General features: G+C 49.6%; 18 protein-coding genes and 1 CRISPR repeat array. Of the genes, 12 read left to right on the top strand and 6 right to left on the bottom strand.

Annotation, left to right across the window (positions count from 1 at the left end; translation table 11 throughout):
- The first annotated feature begins 19 nt into the window (after nt 1-19).
- The 8 genes from cas3 to dtd all read left to right on the top strand — a co-directional run bounded on the left by cas3 (nt 20) and on the right by dtd (nt 14279).
- Complete coding sequence (cas3, locus tag LKK83_RS15170) at nt 20-2410, top strand: CRISPR-associated helicase Cas3' (protein WP_324632044.1); 2391 nt, start codon at nt 20-22, stop codon at nt 2408-2410.
- Nucleotides 2407-4095 (top strand): type I-MYXAN CRISPR-associated protein Cmx8, encoded by a 1689-nt coding sequence (gene cmx8 / locus LKK83_RS15165; RefSeq protein WP_324632043.1) that lies wholly within the window; start codon nt 2407-2409, stop codon nt 4093-4095. Before cas3 ends, cmx8 begins: the two co-directional genes overlap by 4 nt.
- Before the next feature lie 75 nt (nt 4096-4170).
- Nucleotides 4171-5091: a type I-B CRISPR-associated protein Cas7/Cst2/DevR gene (locus tag LKK83_RS15160; protein ID WP_324632042.1), complete on the top strand. Its 921-nt coding sequence runs from the start codon at nt 4171-4173 to the stop codon at nt 5089-5091.
- Between the two features lie 2 nt (nt 5092-5093).
- Nucleotides 5094-5813, top strand: coding sequence for a CRISPR-associated protein Cas5 (locus LKK83_RS15155; RefSeq protein WP_324632041.1), 720 nt, complete (start codon nt 5094-5096; stop codon nt 5811-5813).
- 84 nt (nt 5814-5897) lie between these two features.
- Nucleotides 5898-7562, top strand: coding sequence for a type I-MYXAN CRISPR-associated endonuclease Cas4/Cas1 (locus tag LKK83_RS15150; RefSeq protein ID WP_324632040.1), 1665 nt, complete (start codon nt 5898-5900; stop codon nt 7560-7562).
- 9 nt (nt 7563-7571) lie between these two features.
- Nucleotides 7572-7865, top strand: coding sequence for a CRISPR-associated endonuclease Cas2 (gene cas2 / locus LKK83_RS15145; RefSeq protein ID WP_324632039.1), 294 nt, complete (start codon nt 7572-7574; stop codon nt 7863-7865).
- A gap of 250 nt (nt 7866-8115) precedes the next feature.
- Nucleotides 8116-11695: a CRISPR direct-repeat array (repeat unit 36 nt; unit sequence CTTGCCTAACCTCTGATGCCGTAAGGCGTTGAGCAC).
- Nucleotides 11696-12164: 469 nt separating this feature from the next.
- Nucleotides 12165-13328, top strand: a complete 1164-nt coding sequence (locus LKK83_RS15140) for a CobW family GTP-binding protein (protein ID WP_324632038.1) — start codon at nt 12165-12167, stop codon at nt 13326-13328.
- Between the two features lie 492 nt (nt 13329-13820).
- Nucleotides 13821-14279 carry a D-aminoacyl-tRNA deacylase gene (gene dtd, locus LKK83_RS15135; RefSeq protein WP_324632037.1) on the top strand — a complete coding sequence of 153 codons (459 nt, stop codon included), beginning with the start codon at nt 13821-13823 and terminating at the stop codon, nt 14277-14279.
- A gap of 20 nt (nt 14280-14299) precedes the next feature.
- On the opposite strand, the gene mreD is transcribed toward dtd, so the two are convergent.
- From mreD to LKK83_RS15120, 3 genes are all read right to left on the bottom strand, one after another.
- Nucleotides 14300-14857, bottom strand: coding sequence for a rod shape-determining protein MreD (mreD, locus tag LKK83_RS15130; protein ID WP_324632036.1), 558 nt, complete (start codon nt 14855-14857; stop codon nt 14300-14302).
- An 8-nt stretch (nt 14858-14865) separates the two neighbouring features.
- Nucleotides 14866-15639: a rod shape-determining protein MreC gene (mreC, locus tag LKK83_RS15125; RefSeq protein WP_324632035.1), complete on the bottom strand. Its 774-nt coding sequence runs from the start codon at nt 15637-15639 to the stop codon at nt 14866-14868.
- A gap of 69 nt (nt 15640-15708) precedes the next feature.
- On the bottom strand, nt 15709-16719 hold the full coding sequence (locus LKK83_RS15120; protein WP_324632061.1) for a rod shape-determining protein: 1011 nt from the start codon (nt 16717-16719) through the stop codon (nt 15709-15711).
- A gap of 479 nt (nt 16720-17198) precedes the next feature.
- Here LKK83_RS15120 and LKK83_RS15115 point away from each other — a divergent pair, with 479 nt between their 5' ends.
- The 3 genes from LKK83_RS15115 (at nt 17199) to LKK83_RS15105 (ending at nt 19974) form a co-directional block, all read left to right on the top strand.
- Nucleotides 17199-17405, top strand: a complete 207-nt coding sequence (locus LKK83_RS15115) for a hypothetical protein (RefSeq protein WP_324632033.1) — start codon at nt 17199-17201, stop codon at nt 17403-17405.
- A 724-nt stretch (nt 17406-18129) separates the two neighbouring features.
- Nucleotides 18130-18507: a single-stranded DNA-binding protein gene (locus tag LKK83_RS15110; RefSeq protein WP_324632032.1), complete on the top strand. Its 378-nt coding sequence runs from the start codon at nt 18130-18132 to the stop codon at nt 18505-18507.
- 501 nt (nt 18508-19008) lie between these two features.
- Nucleotides 19009-19974: a protochlorophyllide reductase gene (locus LKK83_RS15105; RefSeq protein ID WP_324632031.1), complete on the top strand. Its 966-nt coding sequence runs from the start codon at nt 19009-19011 to the stop codon at nt 19972-19974.
- A 99-nt stretch (nt 19975-20073) separates the two neighbouring features.
- On the opposite strand, the gene sfsA is transcribed toward LKK83_RS15105, so the two are convergent.
- Nucleotides 20074-20805 (bottom strand): DNA/RNA nuclease SfsA, encoded by a 732-nt coding sequence (sfsA, locus tag LKK83_RS15100; protein WP_324632030.1) that lies wholly within the window; start codon nt 20803-20805, stop codon nt 20074-20076.
- Nucleotides 20806-21089: 284 nt separating this feature from the next.
- Between sfsA and murJ the strand changes: the two genes are divergently transcribed.
- On the top strand, nt 21090-22754 hold the full coding sequence (murJ, locus tag LKK83_RS15095) for a murein biosynthesis integral membrane protein MurJ (RefSeq protein WP_324632029.1): 1665 nt from the start codon (nt 21090-21092) through the stop codon (nt 22752-22754).
- 109 nt (nt 22755-22863) lie between these two features.
- Here murJ and LKK83_RS15090 read toward each other — a convergent pair whose 3' ends face one another.
- Together LKK83_RS15090 and LKK83_RS15085 are read right to left on the bottom strand one after the other, a co-directional pair.
- Complete coding sequence (locus LKK83_RS15090; protein ID WP_324632028.1) at nt 22864-24243, bottom strand: DHH family phosphoesterase; 1380 nt, start codon at nt 24241-24243, stop codon at nt 22864-22866.
- Nucleotides 24240-24737, bottom strand: coding sequence for an HNH endonuclease (locus LKK83_RS15085; RefSeq protein ID WP_324632027.1), 498 nt, complete (start codon nt 24735-24737; stop codon nt 24240-24242). Before LKK83_RS15085 ends, LKK83_RS15090 begins: the two co-directional genes overlap by 4 nt.
- Between the last annotated feature and the right edge of the window lie 39 nt (nt 24738-24776).

The following is a 24776-nucleotide window of genomic DNA, read 5'->3' as shown; positions in this document are numbered from 1 at the left end:
CAATATCAAAGTGGGTAACATGAGTAAACCAACTAAACTACTTGCAAAAAAACAATACCCAAATCGCGAACCGCTGACAGTGCAACAGCATTTGCTGGATACGGAAGCAACCGCGTTGTTAATTTTCGACCCCACACAGCGCTGGTTCCGAAACTTTTGCCGATTTTTTGGCATCCGAGGAAAAGAGGCGGAAGAACAATTTTTGCTTAACTTACGAGTTGCCGCACTGTTTCACGATATAGGTAAAGCCAATAAAGAATTTCAAGAAGCTGTTTCTAGTGCAAGTTTTAAGGCTCAGTCTGTCAGACACGAACATTTCAGTGCCTTAATTTTGCAACTGCCAGCCGTGAAGACTTGGCTAAGCGCCAATTCTTTGCTCGACTGCGATGCAATCAGTGCAGCAGTTTTATCCCATCATCTCAAAGCAAGTGATACAGGTAAAGACTACGAATGGTGTCAATCCCGTCGGGCAAAAACCGTAGAACTGTGTTTACACCAACCGCCAGAAGTTACGGCTATTTTAGAAAGGATTCGTCAAGTGGCTTCTTTGGGCGCTATTCCCAAACTCCCCACCGAGAATTGGTCAGACTCGAACTTAGTATGGAAACAAGCACTCCAATGCGGATATAACTCTGCTAAGCAGTGTCGTCGGAATTTGAGAAAATCTAGTGACAACCCTACAATTTATGGTAAACGGGCTTTACTTTTAGCCACAAAAGCGGCATTAATCGTTGCTGACTCAGCAGCATCCGCTCTAGTCCGCGAAGATCTAACTTTTGAAGAGTGGATTAATAAAACTGTCCATACTCCACCTTTGACACCCGACCGAATTGAATCTGAAATTTTAACTCCTTCTACAGAACAGATTAAGAAAGAGAATCCCTACACTAAATTTAGATTGCGGGATTTTCAAGAAAAAGCTGCATTTTTGGGTTCCAGAGCTTTATTGATAACCGCCTGTGGTTCAGGTAAAACAAGGGCTGGCTTTGAATGGCTTAAAGAGCAGTCTAAACATTATGAGATCGGAAAAATAATTTTTCTGTATCCCACCCGAGCCACCGCTTTAGAAGGATTTAAAAACTATATTGGTTGGGCACCAGAAAAGTCGGCAGCTCATTTGAGTGGGACGTCGGAGTACGAACTCCAGGAATTACGAAAAAATCCCGATGATAACAAGGCAACGAAAGATAAAAATTTTAAGCTATCCGAATCCGAGGCGCGATTGTATGCGCTGGCTTATTGGTCGCGCTGCTATTTCAGCGCTACAGTAGACCAGTTTTTAAGTTTCATAGAACACGATTATCGAGGGATGTGTTTGCTTCCGGTTTTGGCCGATGCAGCAGTGGTGATTGATGAAGTGCATAGTTTCGATCGCCGAATGTTTGATAATCTGATTGCCTTCTTGCAGGCATTTGATGTGCCAGTATTATGTATGACGGCTACTTTGCCCAAATCTCGTCAAGAAGAATTACAAAAAGCCGGACTCAGGATTTATCCTACACTTGAAGACCGAAAAGAACTTAAGGATTTAGAAGAACAGGAATCCCATCTGCGATATCGTCTAGAAAAGATAACTGAAGCGATCGCATTTGAACGAGCCATTGCAGCATTTCGGGATGGGGAGCGAGTTCTGTGGGTGGTCAATCAAGTAAAACGCTGCCAACAGATGGCCGATCGCCTGCAAGACGAATTAGGTTTAGAGGTGGAAGTGCTGAGCTATCACAGTCAGTTTACGTTGGCAGATCGACAAAAAATTCACAAGAAGACAATGGCTGCATTTTTAACTCAGAAAAATGATAAGATAGAAGCGGCGATCGCCGTGACAACGCAAGTGTGCGAGATGAGTTTGGACTTAGATGCAGATCTCCTGATTAGCGAATTCGCACCGATATCATCTCTAGTCCAGCGATTCGGTCGCGCTAACCGCCACCGCAAGCGAGGAGACGAATATCGAGCCTCATTACTGGTTTATGCTTCTGAAGAAGAAAAGCCGTATAAATTAAAAGAATTGAAAGCCGCAGAAGCATTTATTGACGATTTAGGCTCGGAAGATTTGAGTCAGCGCCAACTCGCAGAAAAGCTGGAGGAACACGCACGGCGAGAACCGAGTGCGGATGGTAAAGCGCGGTTTTTAGAAAGTGGTTACTACGCCACTCCCGGTCAGTTGCGGGATATTGATGATTACAAGCAACCTTGTATTTTAGATGGGGATATCAAAGCGGTTGAAGATTGCATCAACAACAAACAACCTTGGGACGGATATGTTATCGATGTTCCCAAAAACTGCAAGTACGCTGATTTTAACTTAGAGCGCAGCGATCGCCCTCAAAAATTTCCCAAATATTTCGGCATTGCCGATAGCCGACACTACACCCCAACACGGGGATTTTATGCCAAAGGAAAAGAATGATGACGAAGAAAGCGTTAACTTTTGAATATCATCTGGCAGAGTTGCCTTCGGCGCAACATCGAGCCGGTTTAGCGGGTTTGGTGATGATGGTGGATTGGCTTAAGAGGTTTGGAGAACATCCAGGGATCTGTGAATTGAGCGATCGCACTGCTACCGGCGTTATGTTAACTATCGATCGCCCTGGGTTAGAAGTCTTATTTGGGACACTTTATGCAGGTGAACTCGGTGAGATCAAATCCAAAAAACCCTTTAAAAAGAAAGAGCCAATAAGAACAGAGACGGTAGAAAAGACGGTTAAAGGCAAAACTAAGACCGAAACCTACTATATCTATCCAAACGTAATTCCTCAAGCAGGTTTAATTGCTGATTTGGATCCAAGTGGAGACGGAACTGATGGAATATGGGTAAAGCTGTGGCGCGATATGTTCTGGTCAATCCTGCGAGGTATTCCCACCACGCGCAAGCCTTTTGAAGATAGTGCCAATGACAAAAAAATCGCTGAGGTTCAAAAGGTTTGGACTCAGCTATCGAAAGGGGATGGTAACGCTACTGTAGATTTACCCAGTACCTATTTTTTAGGCGCTCAAGCTACCAATGCTGAAAATGTCCCCTTTAAAGATCGGGCAAAGTTCCAATTTTTGCTACACTTCTGGCCTTTAGTCGTACAAGTTTACGAACCCGTCGTTCGCGAACCCATGAAAAGTGAAGAAAAAAAAGAGAAGGCAGAGAAGGAAGAGAAAGAGAATCAAAGTAAAAAAGATGAAAAAGAAGACAAGCGAAGAGAGCATAAACTCAAATCAGTCGGCTATGCGATCGTTATTCCAGATGTGGCAGATTTAGATATGTTTTGCGAAGAGTTTAAATATGCCATGAAAGAGCAGCGTCGTGCCGAAAGGTTTGGAAAAAATGGCTATCGACCTCAAGAAGGAGTGATTAATCTCGCTGTAGTTGGTGGCTTGGAAATGTTGCGGATTTTGCAAAATCGCATAAAAGAAATGCAAGCTGGGATCGCGATTAACGATTTAGTGTTAGCAGTTGAGGTAGTCCATGCAGAAAAGCAGGGGAATAGTATCAAAATTTTGCGAAGTGCCAGAATTCCTGCTAATGACGACCAAGTGGGTGAGTACGTTCGCGTCAAAAAGGCTTACAAAGACTATATTTTTTTAGAACAGCGATTGCGAAATGTTCTAGACTTAAAACCCTGGTATTTTGGCTTTGCCGATTTATGTGCAAGCCTACCAGTTGAGGATACATTAGGGATGGTAACGTTCCGGCGCGATGCTCGAATTTCTTTTAAGGCAGAAGCAGAAACGGAGAACAGTAAGATGAACAATGAATCCAATGCAAAAAATCTTTCGGAAGAAGAGCTGATTTATGAGGTCGTAGGCAACTATCTCTTTAAAAAAGCCGAGGAAAAATACAAAAAATGGAAAGAAGCTGAGAAAAATGAGGATGATAAAAAAGAATTCAATGACGCTAAAGAGAAACTGGCTAAGGACGCCTTTTATCACTGTCGCCACAAAACAGGAACAGAGTTTATTAGATACTTTTCCGAGACTTTTGCTTCTGTCAATCAAAGTTACTACTTGAAATTTGATAACTATAGTAAGCTGGTTAAATTGCTGTATGAAGATGCTGAAAAAGTTCGTAACTTAACGGTTTTAGCTTTGGCTGGAAATATTTAATTTCAAGTTCAACCGATGATGCCGCAAGGCGTTGGGCTACTTGCCCACTGTTGTCTCTACAAAGGATGTTCTGTTATGTCAAAAACCAAAAATCTCTTCGCTACTGTTTTGACTTATGCTGCACCCAGTTCTAATTATCGCGGGGAAAGTGAAGCCAATCGAACTGTACTGCAAAAAATTACTCTGAAAGAAAATAAAGGGGTGCAAAAAGAATATACAGTTATCAGCCCGGAATCCATGCGAAATGCACTTCGGGAAATTTTAATCAAGTACGATTTGCCCCACAATCGCACTCGGCTGTATGAGGAAGATCAACTAGCAGTTGAATTTAAGGGGTTCCCCGATGCAGAAAAATATGCAGATGATTTTCTGTTTGGATTTTTGGTAGCAGATAAAGAGGCCATTAAAAAGAATAAAGGAACTCCCCCTAAACGAGATAGCGTTTTTCGACAAAACTTGGCGATGGCATTAACCTCTTATCGATTTGATACCACGTTTCATCAATCGCCTCAAAATGCCGGAAGTAGTCCTTGGAAGAATTCTAAAAATTCAGCATTATTGCACCGGGAAGTTGCTTACACGGCCTATCAATATCCCTTTGCTTTGGCGTATTCTGATTGCAAGTCGAAAAAAGAATGGGTGGCGGCACTACTGCGAGCAATTGGTGAATTAAATGGTGTGGCAGGAAATCACGCTCGGAGTTATTTTGAAATGGCACCACGTACCATCATTGCGCGACTGACTCCCCGTTTAGCTGCTGGATATAATACTTATGGGTTTCAGGAAGATGGTTCATTTTCAGAACTCTCTCGAATTCATCCAGAAGATTTACCAGGAGAGGAATTTTGGTTGGGGGGTGAATTGGTCCGTCAGATGAAAGAGAATCAGGATCCGGAGTTGGGACGCTTAAAATCTCTCGGCGTGAAGCTCTACAAAAATCCAGAACGCTTGTTAGCTGATTTGTCTGATGGGTTTCTGAATCAAGAGGAGAGTTAAAGGTGACGAATTACCTATGGATTAGAGCGATCGCCCCTTTTGCTGCTTATCGCTATTTTCAGGCAGGAAGCTATCGCTCTACGATGCCGATTCTGCCCCCATCTGCCGCACTGGGATTGGTTTTAAATCTGGCAGCAATTGAAATGCGAGAGTCAGTGGATGATGTGACCACTCAAATTCGCAAAGATATCCCTCATTTGTGTCTGGCGATCGGCACTATAACTCCCCCAGAACGAACCTACACTTCTACGCTTTATCAGCAACTGCACAGTTATCCTGTGGGAAAACCTGGTGAAAATCTGAAAGAGTATGTCCAAGGTCAAAAATATTGGATTGTGCCAGTTCGTCGCGAGATTTTGGCAAATCTGGATATGGCGATCGCTCTGAAAAACCCGGAGGATGGGTTAGTCGATCGCATCCTTCGAGGTTTAAACGGCGAGTTCAACGCCCAGCGGTATGGATTGCCATTTGCCGGGGACAATAATTTGCTGTTCGATCGACTGGAAATACTCCAACGCCCCCCTGAAACATACTGGTACGAACGTATAGAACTCGATGCCGCTCCCAAACTGGGAACCTGCCGATTAACAGTGGGAATCAACCGCAAGAATAACAGCGAAACCACTAGCTTTTTGTACGCGCCTGTGGAAGAACCAAGCATTTATCCCCCAGACAGCGCTTGGACCTGGACGCCTAAAGCACCCGATCGCCTACAAGTCTAAATTCCCCAATTATTTCAACCCGGAAAGGTTTTTGCCGAGGCATCGCTCTAGAGTGAAGTTAACGTCATTCTAGAGCGATTTTCTATGCAACTTATCGAACAAATCTCAACCCCAACCCAAGACACGATTCGCGTTTCTGCGCTGCACGCCCTTGCCTACTGTCCCCGCCTTTTCTATCTCGAAGAAGTGGAAGAACTCTACACCCAAAATGCCGCAGTTTTTGCGGGGCGAAGACTGCACGCGGAATTGGAAAAACAGGAGGATGAAACTTGGGAAGAATTGTTTCTCGAATCGGCGGAATTGGGATTGCGCGGATGTGTGGATGCGCTTCGCACGCGAGATGGAGCGACCATTCCTTACGAGCACAAGCGGGGGCGCAGCAAGCGGGATGAGCGCAAACAACCGATCGCCTGGGAGAGCGATCGCCTGCAAGTGCTTGCCTATGCCTGTCTCATCGAATCTGCCTTGGGACTTCCCGTGACTGAGGGGCGGATTCGCTATCACGCGGATAACGTGCTGGTGCGGGTGCCCCTAGATGAGGCGGGGCGCGAGGCGGTGCGCGAGGCGGTGCAACGGGCGCGGATGCTGCGGGGGTCTACCCAGCGTCCCCCGGTGACGGAAAATGAGCGTCTGTGCGCCCGCTGTTCTCTCGCACCGGTATGTTTGCCCGAGGAGGCGCGACTGGCCCACAACCGGGAGTGGCAACCCATGCGGTTATTCCCCCAAGACGACGACCGGCAGGTGATTCACGTGCTAGAACCGGGCACTGCTGTAGGGCGCACCGGGGAACAACTGAAGATTGCCCGCCGGGGTCAACCGGTGGAAACCCTGGCGGCGCAGCAGGTGGGGCAACTGGTGCTGCACAGTTTTTCCCAGGTGTCCACCCAAGCGCTGCATTTTTGCGCCTATCAGGGGATTGGGGTGCATTTTATTTCCGGCGGTGGGCGCTATGTGGGCAGTTTCGAGACCAGGCGGGGCAGCATCCAACGGCGAATTCGCCAGTATGGGGCCTTGAGCGATGGGGCGTTTTGCCTACAGTTGGCGCGCCAGTTGGTGCGCTGTCGCGCCGAGGGGCAGCGCAAGTTTTTGATGCGGGGGAAGCGGGGGTTAAAGCAACCCTCGGCTAAATTGAACGATGCGATCGCGCAGATGAAGAAGGTACTCAAGCAGATTCCCCAAGCGAATTCCCTGGAAACCCTGTTGGGATTGGAGGGGAATCTGGCGGCGCTTTATTTTGGGGCCTTGCCTTGTGCCATATTGCCGGACGTGCCTGCGGAAATGCGGTTTGTGGGGCGCAACCGTCGTCCGCCGAAGGATCGGTTTAATTGTTTGCTGAGTTTTGGTTATGCCTTGCTGCTGAAAGATGTGATGAATGCCATCCTGGCGGTGGGGTTGGAACCAGCATTGGGATTTTACCACCAACCGCGCACTCAGGCACCACCGTTGGCGTTGGATTTGATGGAGATTTTTCGCGTGCCTTTGGTGGATATGCCGGTGATGGGGTCGGTGAATCGCGGTCACTGGGAAGTGCGCGAAGACTTCGAGGTGCGCGGGGAACAGGTGTGGTTGAGCGATGCGGGACGTCGCAAGTTGGTGAATTTGTACGAACGCCGCAAGGAAGAAACCTGGAAGCATCCGGTGACGGGGTATTCGTTGACTTATCGTCGCCTCTTGGAGTTGGAAGTGCGCCTGCTGGAGAAAGAGTGGTGCGGCGAAGGCGGTTTGTTCGGTCAATTGGTGTTGCGCTGAGGTGGGAAGATGAGTGAAGCACAGAATTGGTATTTGGTTTGTTATGACATTCGGGATCCGAAGCGCTGGCGCAAAGCCTACAAGTTGCTGCAAGGGTACGGCGAACGGATCCAATATTCGATGTTTCGCTGTTGGTTGAACCAACGGGGGCGGGAGAAGTTGCGCTGGGAGTTGGAGAAGGTGTTGGCGGCGGAGGACGATTTGCTGCTGATTCGCCTGTCGAACCAGTGCGTGCGGGGAATTGCCGCTTATAACCGTCCCGGATCCTGGCCGGTGCAGGAGGAGTCCCATCGGATTCTGTAATGCAAGCACCTCCGGCTGTGAAGGCGCAAGCTGCTGGTTCACAGCCGGAAATCTTCCCGGGGTTGGGATTTGGGGCGATTCAGGGGTGGCGCAGGTGCTTGATTTTTGCTAGAATGGAGATAGAGTCAGGGTTTGAAGGAGGAGGATTGAGAGGGTTTTGTGGCAATTGGGTCAACTTGATTGCGTTTTACCACAGGTGCTTGTAAAATTGGTTCAGAGCGGTTTATTGGAAAGGGATGTGGCTTGCGCCCTTGCCTAACCTCTGATGCCGTAAGGCGTTGAGCACAGAAATTCGTCAGGCGCTAACCATCGAACGCTAGAATCTTGCCTAACCTCTGATGCCGTAAGGCGTTGAGCACGAATAATCCTTGGAAGAATCCTTACTTATCAAAGCAACTTGCCTAACCTCTGATGCCGTAAGGCGTTGAGCACAACTACAATCGACCGGAAGTTTGCGCCGCGTGGTAAACTTGCCTAACCTCTGATGCCGTAAGGCGTTGAGCACTAGACGCGGCATTGACCGTTTTTTGTAAAACAAGCTTGCCTAACCTCTGATGCCGTAAGGCGTTGAGCACATGAATTTTAGAGAATTGGGTTACGGCCTAGCGAAGCTTGCCTAACCTCTGATGCCGTAAGGCGTTGAGCACCCGGGAGACGGCGCAAATTGCGCCAAAATACCGACTTGCCTAACCTCTGATGCCGTAAGGCGTTGAGCACTTTGGGTGTGTTAAGGTCTACTTTGAAATTAAAAGTCTTGCCTAACCTCTGATGCCGTAAGGCGTTGAGCACCAATACTTAAACCCGAAAACCCGAGCGACCGTCTGTACTTGCCTAACCTCTGATGCCGTAAGGCGTTGAGCACACCGCGTAGGCGTCACAGTTTTTGCCGCTATAGGCTTGCCTAACCTCTGATGCCGTAAGGCGTTGAGCACAATTTAGGTTTCCCCAAAAAAGCCTGAAACCCTTACACTTGCCTAACCTCTGATGCCGTAAGGCGTTGAGCACATACGGTATCGTTTTTGCGTATAAGCTCCAATACCAGCACTTGCCTAACCTCTGATGCCGTAAGGCGTTGAGCACACTATCGACCGAATCGAGCAAATCGAACAAATCGCCACTTGCCTAACCTCTGATGCCGTAAGGCGTTGAGCACTACTTCCGCCGTCGCGGAAGTCCTTGTTCCTCGCACCCTTGCCTAACCTCTGATGCCGTAAGGCGTTGAGCACCAATGAAGACGAAAATTGTTTTTCTGCTTTTACTAAGCTTGCCTAACCTCTGATGCCGTAAGGCGTTGAGCACTCTCTGCAGCTGCATCCGCAATTCATTCGCCTAATCTTGCCTAACCTCTGATGCCGTAAGGCGTTGAGCACAAGTAAGGGGCAGAAAAGGGCAGACCGCTTACACGCTTGCCTAACCTCTGATGCCGTAAGGCGTTGAGCACGATGGAAGCACGCTGAAGCCCTGCCGCGATTGCTTCGGTCTTGCCTAACCTCTGATGCCGTAAGGCGTTGAGCACCACTACACGCGATGACGGCGATACGGTCAATAGGGACTTGCCTAACCTCTGATGCCGTAAGGCGTTGAGCACTCTCTTAACAATGAACGCTATTTGCCTCTTAAAGACTTGCCTAACCTCTGATGCCGTAAGGCGTTGAGCACATCGACTGGGGAGAATTAGCAAATATTCCTGATTCTCTTGCCTAACCTCTGATGCCGTAAGGCGTTGAGCACGTCTTTAGTTCCTAACGCCGCAAGTTCCTCTGTAACCTTGCCTAACCTCTGATGCCGTAAGGCGTTGAGCACCATTTGTTTGAGGCTTGTCAAGACCTTTCCACCGACTTGCCTAACCTCTGATGCCGTAAGGCGTTGAGCACAATACATCGGGAATCTTCAAAGCCTGTCCTACGGGCTTGCCTAACCTCTGATGCCGTAAGGCGTTGAGCACAAATCAATCCTAGATTGCAGAGTATGACTTTGTCTTCTTGCCTAACCTCTGATGCCGTAAGGCGTTGAGCACAAACAATTGCTAAACTAAAAGCACTAAGACCTGAAAACTTGCCTAACCTCTGATGCCGTAAGGCGTTGAGCACTGAGTACCGCTTTGGTGGATTTGAGGGGGCAAACACTTGCCTAACCTCTGATGCCGTAAGGCGTTGAGCACTTCAACAGAGGAAAAACAAAACATCAAATTAGGTCTTGCCTAACCTCTGATGCCGTAAGGCGTTGAGCACTTCTCCCACCCCGGAATCACTTCCACCAATCTTGCCCTTGCCTAACCTCTGATGCCGTAAGGCGTTGAGCACCCTAAAAAGCAGCGAAATAATAGTTATGCGGTGCAACCTTGCCTAACCTCTGATGCCGTAAGGCGTTGAGCACCTCTGTCAAAGTATCGTTCTCTTGAGGGCGACGACCCGCTTGCCTAACCTCTGATGCCGTAAGGCGTTGAGCACGTTTACTCGCTCGGGACATATTATTGTTGTTGTAGGGTCTTGCCTAACCTCTGATGCCGTAAGGCGTTGAGCACATGGAGTATCTGGTGATACTTCCACTCACAGTAACTTGCCTAACCTCTGATGCCGTAAGGCGTTGAGCACTAATGCCCTCAATTGATTTGGGTGGAATTATTCAATCCTTGCCTAACCTCTGATGCCGTAAGGCGTTGAGCACAGTTTTGGGAGGTTAGCGATCATTGGCTGAAACCCACTTGCCTAACCTCTGATGCCGTAAGGCGTTGAGCACATATTGACTTCAGAGAACTCGGATATAACCTCGCTAAACTTGCCTAACCTCTGATGCCGTAAGGCGTTGAGCACGAAGAGTAGCGCGATCGCACCGCCCACGATTGCCAGGGCTTGCCTAACCTCTGATGCCGTAAGGCGTTGAGCACAATGGAAGTTGCTGCTGCGGTGGATTCGCCTCTATATCTTGCCTAACCTCTGATGCCGTAAGGCGTTGAGCACGACAGGGGATTTTATTTACCCGATTAAGAGAAACCACCTTGCCTAACCTCTGATGCCGTAAGGCGTTGAGCACGCATCGCCATCTCGAAGAATAGCGGGGACATAAAATCTTGCCTAACCTCTGATGCCGTAAGGCGTTGAGCACTTCTGAAAATTATTGTCAAAATCCTCGGCGGAATCCTTGCCTAACCTCTGATGCCGTAAGGCGTTGAGCACGACCTTATGGCTGAAAGAGTCCCCCAAGCAGTTCACTTGCCTAACCTCTGATGCCGTAAGGCGTTGAGCACACCCAAAAAAATCAAAGTACCCGCCCCGTAACGATTACACTTGCCTAACCTCTGATGCCGTAAGGCGTTGAGCACATTCCGTTCTGATGTCCATCCGGCGATCGCAAGGCGTTCTTGCCTAACCTCTGATGCCGTAAGGCGTTGAGCACTGAATCGCAATGCTATCTCTGGCAGCATGGGTTTGGCTTGCCTAACCTCTGATGCCGTAAGGCGTTGAGCACTTCTAAAGGCGAGTTTAACGTGCCGATGGGACGATCTTGCCTAACCTCTGATGCCGTAAGGCGTTGAGCACACTACCACAACATTTTATAAACTAACCACAGAAGCTTGCCTAACCTCTGATGCCGTAAGGCGTTGAGCACGAGCGATTTACAAAACCGGAACCAGCGGCCAGATTCTAATTCTTGCCTAACCTCTGATGCCGTAAGGCGTTGAGCACATCGCTCACGATGGACGAACTCAAAGAAAGTTTGCTCCTTGCCTAACCTCTGATGCCGTAAGGCGTTGAGCACGAAAGGAATTGAGGGATGGCAAGATGAAGTTCGAGCTTGCCTAACCTCTGATGCCGTAAGGCGTTGAGTACATTCCATGCCTGACCCCGGAACCACTGGGTTAGCAAGAACCGACTAATCTCAATCAAGCTCGCAATTAAGGGGGGATTTTTGCCTGAAGAGGGTCAAACTGACGTTGCATTGTCTTTCCCCACAATTTTACTTTCGACATAGCAGGGATGTGGGCACTGTTCGCTGCAGTGTCAATCCTGAGGAGGGTGGGAATTCTCCAAAACTCAACACCATTAATGTAGGTTTAAGGTGGGCCGTACCTACTCTATCGATTCGGTAAGTCGGGAGTAAGGTTGGCAGTGCCCACCGGCGAGATTGCCACAGTGAAGAAGTTTTGCTCCCTACAAGCAGTTAAGAGAAGTAATCAATTGTTAACTGGCAATTTGCCAGGAGACAAATGCAAGATTTCGTTTAAAATCAAACTGGACGAGGCTGAGATTTGGATCTGAGCCGTCAGTTCGAGTTTCTGAGAGTTTTGATAGCAACGCCATGCAGACAACAGCAACTTCTTCCGCAGAGTCTCCGGCAATGGAGGCACCCAAACACGGCTTGCCGGTAACGATTATTACCGGCTTTCTCGGCAGTGGCAAAACTACCCTTCTGAACCATATCCTGTCCAACCAGCAGGGACTCAAGATAGCGGTACTGGTGAACGAGTTTGGCGAAGTCGGCATCGACAACGAGCTGATCGTCTCCACTGGCGATGATATGGTGGAATTGAGCAATGGGTGTATTTGTTGCACGATTAACAATGATTTGCTCGATGCAGTGTACAAAGTTTTGGAGCGCGAGGATAAGGTCGATTATTTGGTGGTGGAAACCACCGGTGTAGCGGATCCCTTGCCCGTGGCGCTGACATTCTTGGGAACGGAACTGCGCGATTTAACTCGCCTGGATTCGATCGTTACCCTGGTTGATTCGGAAAATTACAGCTTGGATTTGTTTAATTCTCAAGCGGCTTACAGTCAGATTGCCTATGGGGATATTATTTTACTCAATAAGGTGGATCTGGTAGATGAGGCGGATGTGGATTTGTTGGAATGCAAGATCCGCGATATTAAAGCTGATGCGAGAGTTTTACGCACCGAGCGATCGCAAGTGCCGCTACCGTTGATTTTGAGTGTGGGTTTGTTCGATTCGGGCAAGTATTTTAATGGCCAAGAATCGGCAGCAGAACAGGACCATCATCACGAGCATCATCACGAGCATCATCACGACCATCATCACGACCATCATCACGAGCATCATCACGACCATCATCACGACCATGCCGAGTGCGATGGCGAGCATGACCACGAGCATCATCACCACCATCATCACTCGGATCACCTGGCTATTGATGGATTTACGTCGATTTCTTTCGAGAGCGATCGCCCGCTATCGATTCGGAAATTCCAGTATTTCTTAGACAATCAGTTGCCGGCAAGTGTGTTTCGAGCTAAGGGAATTTTGTGGTTTGACGAAAGCGATCGCCGTCATATTTTCCACCTCAGCGGCAAGCGATTTTCTATCGATGATGACGAATGGAAAGGTCAGCCCAAGACCCAACTGGTTCTCATCGGTCAGAATTTAGAGAGCGAAACCTTGCGATCGCAGCTTGAAAAATGCCTTTGTTTGCCTTCCACCAATCGCGGCAAAGGATTTGGCAAGTAAATTAATTCTGTGAAGCTTCATCGGTGACCGGCAGCCGCTGCTGGTCACACCCACAACCGCCTTTTTTACGGCTAATAATCTCCGGCTCAAACATAATGCTGCCTCTCTAACAAAGGAACATGGCACTGCCTTGTCATCACCGTGAGAGGTTAGCAATTTGCCTTTATTAAAACGAGATAAAAACGCCAATTTAAAGAGTAACAATCAACCGCAATTGTAAAAGAGCGATCGGCTGTTTTTGAATCTATTTAATGCTTGGGTAAATTAGGAGGTAGAGCCTCCGAAGGGGGTTTCCAGGCTCCACCTGGGAACCAGAAATTTTACAACGCCAAATTTGTTTTGGGTAGGGGGAGGAAATCCGGGGTGCGGCGCGAATTAGAGTAACTGCTTTGAGAATTTTTCGGTAAAAATAGTGGTTTTAGGGCGGAGTTTATTGTAAATTAAGAAGCGAAACCCTTAGCAGATTGACCCTTTTCAAGATAGAACGAAAAAATGCGAGTCATAATCCAGCGAGTGCGATCCTCTCAAGTCACCATTGATGGAAAAGTGGTGGGAAAAATTGGCAAAGGACTGAATTTATTGGTGGGGATTGGGCAGAACGACACGGAGGCGGAACTGGATTGGATGGCGAGAAAGTGCTTAGAATTGCGGGTATTTCCCGATCCAGAAAAGCAAAGCGATCGCGCGGAACTCTCAGTGCAAGACATCAACGCAGAGCTGCTCGTCGTCAGTCAGTTTACGCTTTATGGCGATTGTCGAAAAGGGCGGCGTCCTTCCTACGACCGTTCTGCGCCTCCAGACAAAGCCAACCTGCTTTACGAGAAATTTGTCGAAAAGTTGCGAGAAAGCGGCTTAAAAGTGGAAACAGGGGAATTTGGGGCGATGATGCAAGTGGGGATAGAGAATGATGGTCCCGTGACCTTGCTGCTAGAGCGAGAAGCCACGGGATAGGAGAGGGAGAGAGAGTAGATTTAAGATTGTTCCAGGCGCTCCATGCGTTGCCACCAGCGATTGAGCGGAAAAGAAATCGTGGGTGCCCAAAGGCTGCTGAGGATTGCCGATGAGAGAGCCAGGGGTTGATGAAGCATCCAGATTTCTTCGAGACTGCGATCGCTCATCACAGTAAATTGCAAAGCGCGCACCGTATCCGCCACAATCGACATGCCAAATACAATTAACGCCACCGAGATAAAATCTTCTTGCAGGTAGCGTTGTTTTTGCAAGCGAGCGGTGAGATAGCCAACCAGAGCCAAACTGAACACATGAGTCGGTGCGCCCGAACTCATGCCATCTTGAAGTAAGCCCAAGATAACGCCAGCAAGCGCCCCCTGAGAGGGAGTACGCTTCAGACTCCAAGCCACCACCCAAATCAGCAACCAATTTGGGGAGACGCCCAACAGTTCCGTTCCCGGAAAGCGAGTCGGCATCAGCAACAAACACAGAGCGACAGAGCCAACCAAGATAGCGGCATTGAGAAGTTTAAGATTTGTGGAATTCCTACCCGAGGCAGTAAAGCGATCGTTTCTCATCTGCCTTCCTAATTAGATTGACCTTCCGACCCATCGTTAGCAGCCTTTTCGTGAGGGTAAACCACCACCCACTCCAGAGCGCTTATCGGTGCAGACAGCTCGATCACAGCTTCCGGTGCCGGACTTTTATTCAAATTCACCGATTCCACGCGACCCACGGGCAACCCGGAGGGAAACATCTGAGAGAAAGAGGAAGTAGAGACCACATCTCCCTGACGAACCTCTGGCACTTTATCAAAAAATTCCATTACCGCGCGATTTGCCGCCTTGCCTCGCATCACCCCCATTTGCCGAGAGCGAGCGATCGTCACCCCCACGCGGAAACTCGGATCCCCGATCAGTAGCACCTTGCTGGTATGGGGAGTGACGCTGATGATGCGTCCCACCAAGCCTCCCGGACCGGTGACGATAAAATCCTTTTTGATGCCGTGTTTGCTTCCTCGACCGATAGTCACCTGTTGCCACCAGTGATCTGCACTGCGCCCGACAACTGGCGCGACAATACCTTCTTTTTTATTTGCCGAAACATAGCCCACTACCTCTTTGAGCCGTTGGTTTTGGGCTTCTAATTCTTGAACTTTTTGTTCGAGTTCGCGGGTTCGGGCATGGGTGAGTTGCTCTTGTTGAGTGGGACTCGACTGAAAAGGACGAGAGAGTCTCTGGTAAATTTCAAACACCACTGACCCTTGGGTTTGCCGAACCACCAAAGCTGCAGTGATGGCTAACCCCACCAATGCAACTTGTAAACCATGCCGATCCCACCAGCGACGCAATGTGTACATTAAAATTTTTAGCTGACTTCAGTATTCGCGAGGCGATTGTACGTAGGGAAGCTCTTCGGTTGGCAGGTCCTACATACTACTCCGAGAACGACCGCTGAATACTCGTTCGAGCTGCTTGAAGTTCTCCAAAACCCGACCGGTTCCGAGGACCACACAGCTTAGCGGATCCGCCGCCACATGGGTAACGATGCCGCTTTCGTGCCCGATCAGGGTATCGAGACCTTTCAACAAAGCGCCACCGCCGGCGAGCATAATTCCTCGGTCGATAATATCCGCCGCCAATTCCGGAGGGGTGCGCTCCAGGGTCCGTTTTACCGCTTCCACAATTACCGCCAGGGGTTCGGCCATACTTTCGCGAATCTCTGGCCCTTTGATGGTCACGGTTCGCGGTAAACCCGACAGTAGATGCAAGCCGCGCACTTCCATTGTGGCATCATCATCATCGTGGGTGGGATACGCCGAGCCAATCTGAATTTTGATTTCCTCTGCGGTCCGTTCCCCAATCACCAGGTTGTGAACTTTTTTCATGTACTGGGTGATGGCATCATTCAGTTCGTCCCCTGCTACCCGCACGGATTCGCTCAGAACCGTGCCTTGCAAGCTCAAAACCGCTACTTCCGTAGTGCCGCCCCCAATATCGATGATTAAATTCCCGGTGGGTTCTGCAACCGGCAATCCGGCTCCGATCGCCGCCGCTACTGGTTCGTCAATTAAGTAAACGTCTCTGGCTCCTGCTTGGGTGGCTGCGTCCATCACCGCGCGCCGTTCTACCCCCGTGACGCCGGATGGAATCCCAATCACGATCCTAGGGGATACTAAGGCGCTACCTTCATGCACTCGCCGGATAAAATGCTTGAGCATCAATTCGGCAGTGTCGAAGTCGGCAATGACGCCATCCCGAAGGGGGCGCAGGGCAATGACATTTCCCGGCGTCCTACCTAGCATTTTTTTGGCATCCTCTCCTACTGCCAGAGGTATCTTTTCCTCTTTATCGATGGCAACGACTGAGGGTTCTTGAAGAACTATCCCTTTACCGGATACATAAACTAGCGTGTTCGCCGTCCCGAGATCGATACCCATATCCCGGGATAGGGAAAAGCGATTGAAAAGACCCACTGGTTTCTACGCCCCCAAAACGTGATGCTGTGCGACTATAATGTAACAGAATTTGTTCTCGTGGTGGATTCTAGTATGTTTTCTCTCCTGAGTCTAGTCAGGCGGGATTTTTTTTCCCACATGAAGCCGGGAGAGTGCCAAATATTCCTTCTGAGTCTGCGCCGGATCCGGAGAAAATCCCCTCCTATCTCAAATCTGGCCTAAGATTAGCAGCTTCTGCTTGCAAGCGATTGCCGAGTATCTGCGGCGAAATCCGCCCTCTAGCTTCTCCCTTCTGCCTAAATATGCAAAGGTTACGCCTCAAAATGCGGGAATTTTCACCCTAAACTCATACTTTACCTCGCTCAGGTGGATTGCGCTGTTGGTTTATCGATTGGGTTTATTAATGATGCGGCTTTGCTTCTTGGCTGAAAGCTTATCTATTCCCTTTTTTCTTTTCTCTGATGTCCCCCCTGAAGGGGGCATTTTCTATTTTCTGGGAGGCGATCGCCGATCGCCAAAACTACAATGGCTTGGTGTTAACTCCCGAGGGCGTGCTTTCTCTGGAAAAGGTTGTGGTAACTGATATGCCTACAGCCAATAGATGCGCTACTAACTGGGGTGGGGCGCGCTTATCCTCGCCTCATGCAATGACTCTCTTGCCCCCTTGACCGTTGCGGCAGGTTGATGATTGACTATCAAATCAATGCCTCCCACCTCAGCTCGATTTTGCGCCGCGAGAGTGGGGCAAAATCCTCTGGAGGTTTTCTGTTTGCGGCAGTCAATTTTACTGTACGAATCTTTATCCCCGCCCAATTGAACCAATGCCCGCCCGCGCTTTCCTGACTCTCCCTGGATTTTCAGTTATTTTCTACTGCGGAAATCCTTTCGATTACCCGCAAGCAACTCCCAAACTCCATTGAATGGTGACATTTAGGCTAATGCCAAGCAATTTCGCTCCCGCACTTCGCCTCCGCTACAGCGATCGCCTCCCTTCATTCATTCATCCGCTGGATGATTTTTTCGTCAAATTCATGGTAAAATAATCACATCATACTTCAAGCATTTTTGCGTTCCTTTCTCTATGAAACCGATTTCCCCTCTTTTGGTCATTTTTTGATTTATAGTTAGGTTCAATTAACCTTTCTTGCAATACATCTCAATTTTCTGTGCTTTTTAGTCAAAAATTCTGCAATATTCATCCCCAAAATTTAAAAAATATTGCGGGGAGTGGGATTGATTTTTGTGGGGTGCAAATTAACGGTTAATTGCACCCCCAACAATCCGGGTCATATTCCTGGGGTAAATCAAAGTAAAAAACAATAATTGCTTGATATGATAGGGAGAAATGGTTTATAATTGGGGAGTTAATTTGTTGGATAAGGAAGGAGCAATATGACGCTCAATGTTGTGACTTTAGTCGGTCGTGCGGGGATTGACCCCGAAGTTAAATATTTCGAGTCTGGTAGCGTGGTTTGTAATGTAACGTTAGCCGTAAATCGTCCCAGTCGCAATAGCGATAAACCGGACTGGTTCAATTTAGAAATGTGGGGGAAAACTGCGGAAGTGGCGGGAAACTACGTCCGTAAAGGCAGCTTAATTGGCATCACGGGTTCTTTGAAGTTTGATTATTGGCAAGATCGGTCCACCGGTGCCCAGCGATCGAAGCCGGTGATCAAAGTCGATCGCCTAGATCTGCTCGGTTCCAAACAGGATGCCGCCAATGGTGCCAGAAGCATGGGCAATGACTATGATGACGACGAGGATTTCTAATCCCCGCCGATTCTGATAACCGCCGAACCAACCTGCCTTAGCAGGGACTTGCCCACCCATAGAATCAGTCTGCATCCGTGGAGCAGCAGGTGATGACGGTTCCCTGCTGCTCCACCGTTCAGGAATGAGTGAGGGGATAGTCCTGGGTTGATGATGGTTTCACCCTTGCTTTTCAGGGCGTTTGTCTGCCAAACATGACGCGGCAATTGTGGCGAACTTCGGCAGGGAAAACCCCGCGATCGAGAGATAGGCAATGATGACAAATTGAGCCGATAAACGCGGGTCAGTTCAACCCACCACCCGCCACCGCCACCGGGAAGGTAACTGCGGATTAAGTATCATTACTTATCCGCTCCAGAATAGTTGAATCCCTGATGCCACAAGGCATCGAAGATTTTAAGCGGCTATAGTGTTAGGTTTTATGACAGAGCTAATCCGTCAGGGTCTAAGTGTTGTAAAATCCTCAATACAGTCAACGGCAATCAACTGAATCTGAACAGCATGGGACAAGATCGCAAGTCAACGGTGGTGATTACGGGTGCCTCCTCGGGGGTTGGCTTATATGCAGCCAAAGCCTTTGCCAAACGAGGAGACTGGCATGTGGTGATGGCTTGTCGGAACTTAGAAAAGGCAAAAAAAGCGGCTGAAGCGGTCGAAATGCCTGCCGACAGCTACACCATTATGCATATCGACCTGGCGTCTCTCGATAGCGTGCGACGGTTTATCAACGAATTCCGAGCCAGCGGCAGACCCCTCGATGCCTTGGTTTGCAATGCGGCAATCTATATGCCTTTGCTGAAAGAACCGTTGCGATCGCCAGAAGGATACGAACTCAGCGTTGCGACGAATCACTTGGGGCACTTTCTCCTGTGTAATGTGATGCTAGAGGATATGAAACGCTCCTCGTCTCCAGATCCGAGAATGGTGATCTTGGGAACCGTCACCCACAATCCGGAAGAATTGGGCGGCAAGATTCCGCCGCGTCCGGATTTGGGCAATCTCGAAGGGTTGGAAGCTGGCTTCAAAGATCCCGTCACCATGATTGACGGCAAAAGCTTTGAATCGGTGAAAGCCTACAAAGATAGCAAGGTGTGCAACGTGCTGACGATGCGAGAACTGCATCGGCGCTATCACGACTCCACCGGCATCGTCTTCACTTCCCTTTACCCCGGATGCGTTGCCGATACGCCCCTATTCCGCAACCACTATCCTCTGTTTCAGAAAATTTTCCCCCTGTTCCAAAAGTACGTCACTGGGGGATATGTGTCTCAAGAGTTAGCCGGCGAACGGGTAGCGGCAGTGGTTGCCGATCCGGAATACAAGCAATCTGGTTCCTATTGGAGTTGGGGCAATCGCCAAAAGAAAAATGGCAAGTCCTTCGTGCAAAAAGTCTCTTCCCAAGCACGGGATGATGAAAAAGCCGAGCGTCTTTGGGATCTCAGCGCCAAGCTAGTGGGACTGGCATAAGCTTCCCGAGGTTGCTATTGCTCTTGAAATCGAGCATTTATAGCGGCTCATCGGCGATCGCCGATGCATTCCACCGCGCGATCGCCGTAGCCATTTTTTTCACATCTCCAGTTTGGCTAACCCCAAATACCGAATCCCTTCCGGCGTCAATTCAAACCGACAAGGCAAAATTTCCAATCCTTGATTCATCGCGTGACGCAACAATTTCCCATATTCGGGATCGGCACTATCTCCCGGGGCAAATATATCGCAATCACTGCGACCAATAAAAAATAATGCCACGGCTCTCCCCTGATTTCCTAACACCACATCTACTAATTCAAGCAAGTGCTTTTGTCCGCGCGTTGTCACCGCATCGGGAAATAACGCCTTTCTCCCTTCCGCCCAAGTTACGTTTTTCACTTCTACATAAATCGGCGGATTTTCTCCATTTTTATTTAACAAAAAATCTACCCGGCTTTTTTTATCCCGCCCGTACACCACTTCCGGGGAAATGGAATCGTACTCCCCCAATCCGGGAAGCGATCGCGCTTCTAAAGCCAATTTAATCGCTTGATTGGGCAAATTCGTATTCACCCCCACCCAAGTCGGTTCGTTATCCTGCGCCTCCACTAATTCCAAACTATAGGGCAATTTTCGCTTGGGATTGTCACTGCGCGACACCATGACGCGGTATCCCGGTTCCGATAATCCCCGCATTTTTCCGGGATTGGCACAATGGGCGGTAATGGTTTCGCCAGTTTCCAATTCTATATCGGCCAAAAACCGCTTGTAGCGTTTGATTAATCGGCCAGATTGTAACGAAGGATAGCGGTAAATAAAGTCGGTCATCGAAGAAAGATACAGGAATCATTTTGGCAATCTTTAAGTTTATCATACTTTGCTACAACTGCGCGAGGATTGCAGAAAATTGCCGAAAAACGAAGAAAATACCTACCAACAGTGGGAGTAGATTACTGAGGGAAAAAATCAAACCGACCCCCTGACTCGAATGTTAATTGTAAATCCTGAAGATGAGGGGACGCAGCAGTATCAGCAGGCAACCCCCGAGAGGTTTACAATTAGCCATTTCGGGGTTAAATAAATTGAAGCACTGTCACGATTTGTAAAGATTTGTGTCTGAAAAACAAAAACGGACTCGTTCCCTAGCCGGAATTGCGGGAATTGTGGCGATCGCCACCTTAATTAGCAAAGTCTTTGGCTTAGTGCGGCAACAAGCGATCGCGGCAGCCTTTGGCGTAGGGCCAGCCTTCGATGCCTACAACTACGCCTACGTAATTCCCGGCTTTTTGCTCATCTTACTCGGCGGTATCAACGGACCGTTCCACAGCGCCATTGTCAGCGTTTTAGCCAAACGCAAAGCGGAAGAAGCCGCCCCCCTGGTGGAAACCATCACCACCCTTGTCGGGAGCTTACTGCTGATCGTCACCGTAATTTTAGTCATCTTTGCCGACCCCCTGATGAGCGTAGTGGCCCCGGGACTGGACATCAGCGCCGCCGAAGCAGCCGCCGAGGGAATCGATCCAGAAAAATTCCAAACCCTGCAACTGACCCAAGCGATCGCCATCCGGCAATTTCGGATCATGGCTCCGCTCGCCGTCCTTGCCGGCTTAATTGGCATTGGGTTTGGCACCCTAAACGCCGCCGACCAATACTGGCTTCCCTCCATCAGCCCCTTATTTTCCAGCGTCGCCGTGATTGGCGCATTAGGCATCTTCGTCGTGCAAGTGGGCAGCAATGTCAGCCTTCCCCAATATGCCACCATCGGCGGTATGGTCTTAGCCGGCGGAACCCTTGCCGGCGCACTATTGCAGTGGTTGGCCCAAGTCTTCGCCCAGTGGCGCAGCGGCTTAGGCACCTTGCGCCTGCGGTTTGAATTCAATCGCCCTGGGGTCAAAGACGTGATGAAAGTCATGGGACCGGCTACCCTGTCTTCCGGGATGCTGCAAATCAACGTCTACACCGACTTGTTTTTCGCCTCCTACATCCCGCAAGCCGCCGCCGCCTTGGGATATGCCGGCTTATTAGTTCAGACCCCCTTGGGCATTATCTCCAACATGCTCTTAGTCCCCTTACTGCCGGTCTTTTCCCGCTTAGCCGACCCCCAGGATTGGCCCGAACTCAAACAGCGCATTCGTCAGGGATTGATCCTCACCGCCCTGACCATGTTGCCCTTGGGGGCATTAATGATTACCTTAGCCGTGGCGATCGTGCGGGTGGTGTACGAACGCGGCGCATTCGACCCCGCCGCCTCCGCATTTGTCGCGCCCATGTTGATGGCGTATGGCGTGGGCATGTTCGTTTACCTGGGACGGGACGTGCTGGTGCGGGTGTTTTATGCCTTGGGCGATGGCGAGACCCCCTTTCGCGTCAGCGTGGTGAATATTTTCCTCAACGCCTTGCTGGATTTTCTGTTAGTCAATGCATTTGGTGCCCCCGGTTTGGTGTTGGCCACCGTGGGGGTCAATATTATCTCGATGGTGACGCTGTTGGTGCTGCTCCATCGCAAGCTGCATGGGTTGCCTTTGTTAGCCTGGAGTCAGCCGGTGGCCTTGCTGAGTGGGGCTAGCGTCCTCGCCGGTTTCGCGGGATGGGGCATTCTTCACGGTTGCGAACAACTCATCGCGCCGGTGGGCTTGCCGATCCAATTCGTGCAACTGAGTGTGGCCGGATTTGGCGGGTTGGGCGTTTTTGCCTTATGCGCCACTCAGTTAAAATTGCCGGAAGTGGATATTTTTGTAGAGCGCGTCCGCCAACGCTTTTCTCGGCGATCGGGTTAATTGGCCCCGGGATGACTCCCGGGCAACAGTAGGCATGAAATTAGCCCGCGTCGGCGGGCTTTTTGCGCGAACCTCCACCCTTCTAGGGTGCGGGGTTTTGTGGGTGCTATCACTCGGTTTCGATCGGGTTATCTTTGGGACTGACCAATTTGAGTAACTTTTGCTTGATTTGGATATCGAAGACTTCCCACTTCATGCGGGCATATTCTTTGCTTTCGTTGGTTCCGGAGAGGAATCCCATCGGAATTTCAAAGCCGCCGGCTTGAGAGCGCCCGCCGCCAAAGTAGCGTCCTTGGGCGTCTTTGCCGAATGCTTCTTTGATGAATTCATCCGGGTCGAGGGTGATTTTGTTGCTTCTGAGGGATCCGGTGACCAGTTCTAAGTCTTCGTCCTCATCGTGGACGATGCCATATACCACGGCGGTATGAACGTTTTCTTCCGTGACCAGAAAATCGGCGGCTTGGGGAATGGCGTCGCGATCGTCGTAGCGGAGGTAGCCTACGCCGGCGATGCAGAAGTTATTGAGGATCATGCGATTTTTTAGCGATCGCTCGATGACGTCCATCACTCGTTTAGAGCGGGTGGCTTGCAGCACGGAACTGAGCAGTTGCGGGTCGTAATAGCGACTCAAATAGGCGGCGGCGAGAAAATCCTCTTCCCGCGCTTGTCGCAGTTGGTTGGTATCGGCGCGCAACCCATGCATCAGGGCGGTGAGGCATTTGATGTGGTCTTCGTTGTTCGGATCGATCCGCAGTAATTGCGCCATCAGATACTGGGTAAAAATCGTGGCTGTGGCGCGAATGTGGGGACGAATATCGGCAAATTCGGGGTGCAAGTCTTCTTGCAACTTATGATGGTCGATGACCACGGTAAAGGGGATTTGCGCCGATTTTATGGTGGATAAAAGCTGGCTGGTGGTGCCTTGGTTGTCGATTAAGACGCAGCCGTTGTAGGCGGTGAAATCTTTGGTTTTTGCGGTATCCATCGACCAGCGCTGCACCGGCACCCCGGCGAGTTTGACCAAGGCGATGTTTTCTTGGTGACTGAGTGCCCCGGCGTAGACGATATCGCATTCAATGCCGTATTGAGCGGCGATTAATTTGTAGGTCCACGCACAGGACATGGCGTCTGGATCCGGGAAATCCTGGAGAACGACCAAGTGCCGATCGCCTACGTGCTGCTCTAAGGTGGTTCGCAGGGCGTCTGCTTGGGCGATCGCTACTTCGTCAAGCCATCTGAACGCCTCGTCGGCTGAGTTGTGCTTCCCCTGTTCGTTAATGGCAATTTCGGCTCGTTCGTTGTTCGATTCTCCCACTAAATTTTTCCCCTCAATCGGCGAGCGACAACAGCGCCAGCCCCCCCCAGGCAAATACCGTCTGGAGCTGCGCCAACACATTTCAACAATAACGCGAGAGCGGCAAGGGGGAGCGATCGCCACAAACAGATTGGAAAAAACCCCAAGCCGTTCTTGCAACGACTTGGGGTTCAAATTCCGATCACGTATTTTTGCCACTCGTTGTGGGAGCCAGTTTTGAGGTGTTTGGTCACTTCAAAATAAAGACTACTGTATGGCCGACGCGGATTTTTCATCAATGGCATTTTACTTTCGTCTGGGGTGCGGTTTCCTTTTTTGACATTGCAGCGGACGCAGGCGCTGACTAGGTTTTCCCAGGTGTCTCCTCCCCCGCGCGATCGCGGAATCACGTGATCCAGGGTTAAATCTTCTCCGGTACAGCCGCAGTATTGACAACTGTGCCCGTCCCGGTGTAGGATATTCCTCCTGGTGAGTGGGATTTCTTTGTACGGCACGCGAACGTAATGCCTCAGTCGGATGACCGTTGGCAGTGGAAATTCGGCATAAATCATCCTGCCGTTATGTTCGACTTGCTCGGCTTTGCCTTTAAGCAACAATACGATTGCCCTCCGCCAGCTCGTAATGTTGAGCGGTTCGTAGGAGGCATTAAGGACTAGAACCTTGCCCATTGCTTTTCAATTTTGAGAAAAAGAATGTTGTCAAAGATG

It is taken from the genome of Phormidium sp. CCY1219, assembly GCF_035615515.1.
Lineage (GTDB): Bacteria > Cyanobacteriota > Cyanobacteriia > Cyanobacteriales > Laspinemataceae > CCY1219.
Note: the sequence above shows the minus strand (reverse complement) of the source record. Positions and strands in the feature narration are given on the sequence as shown.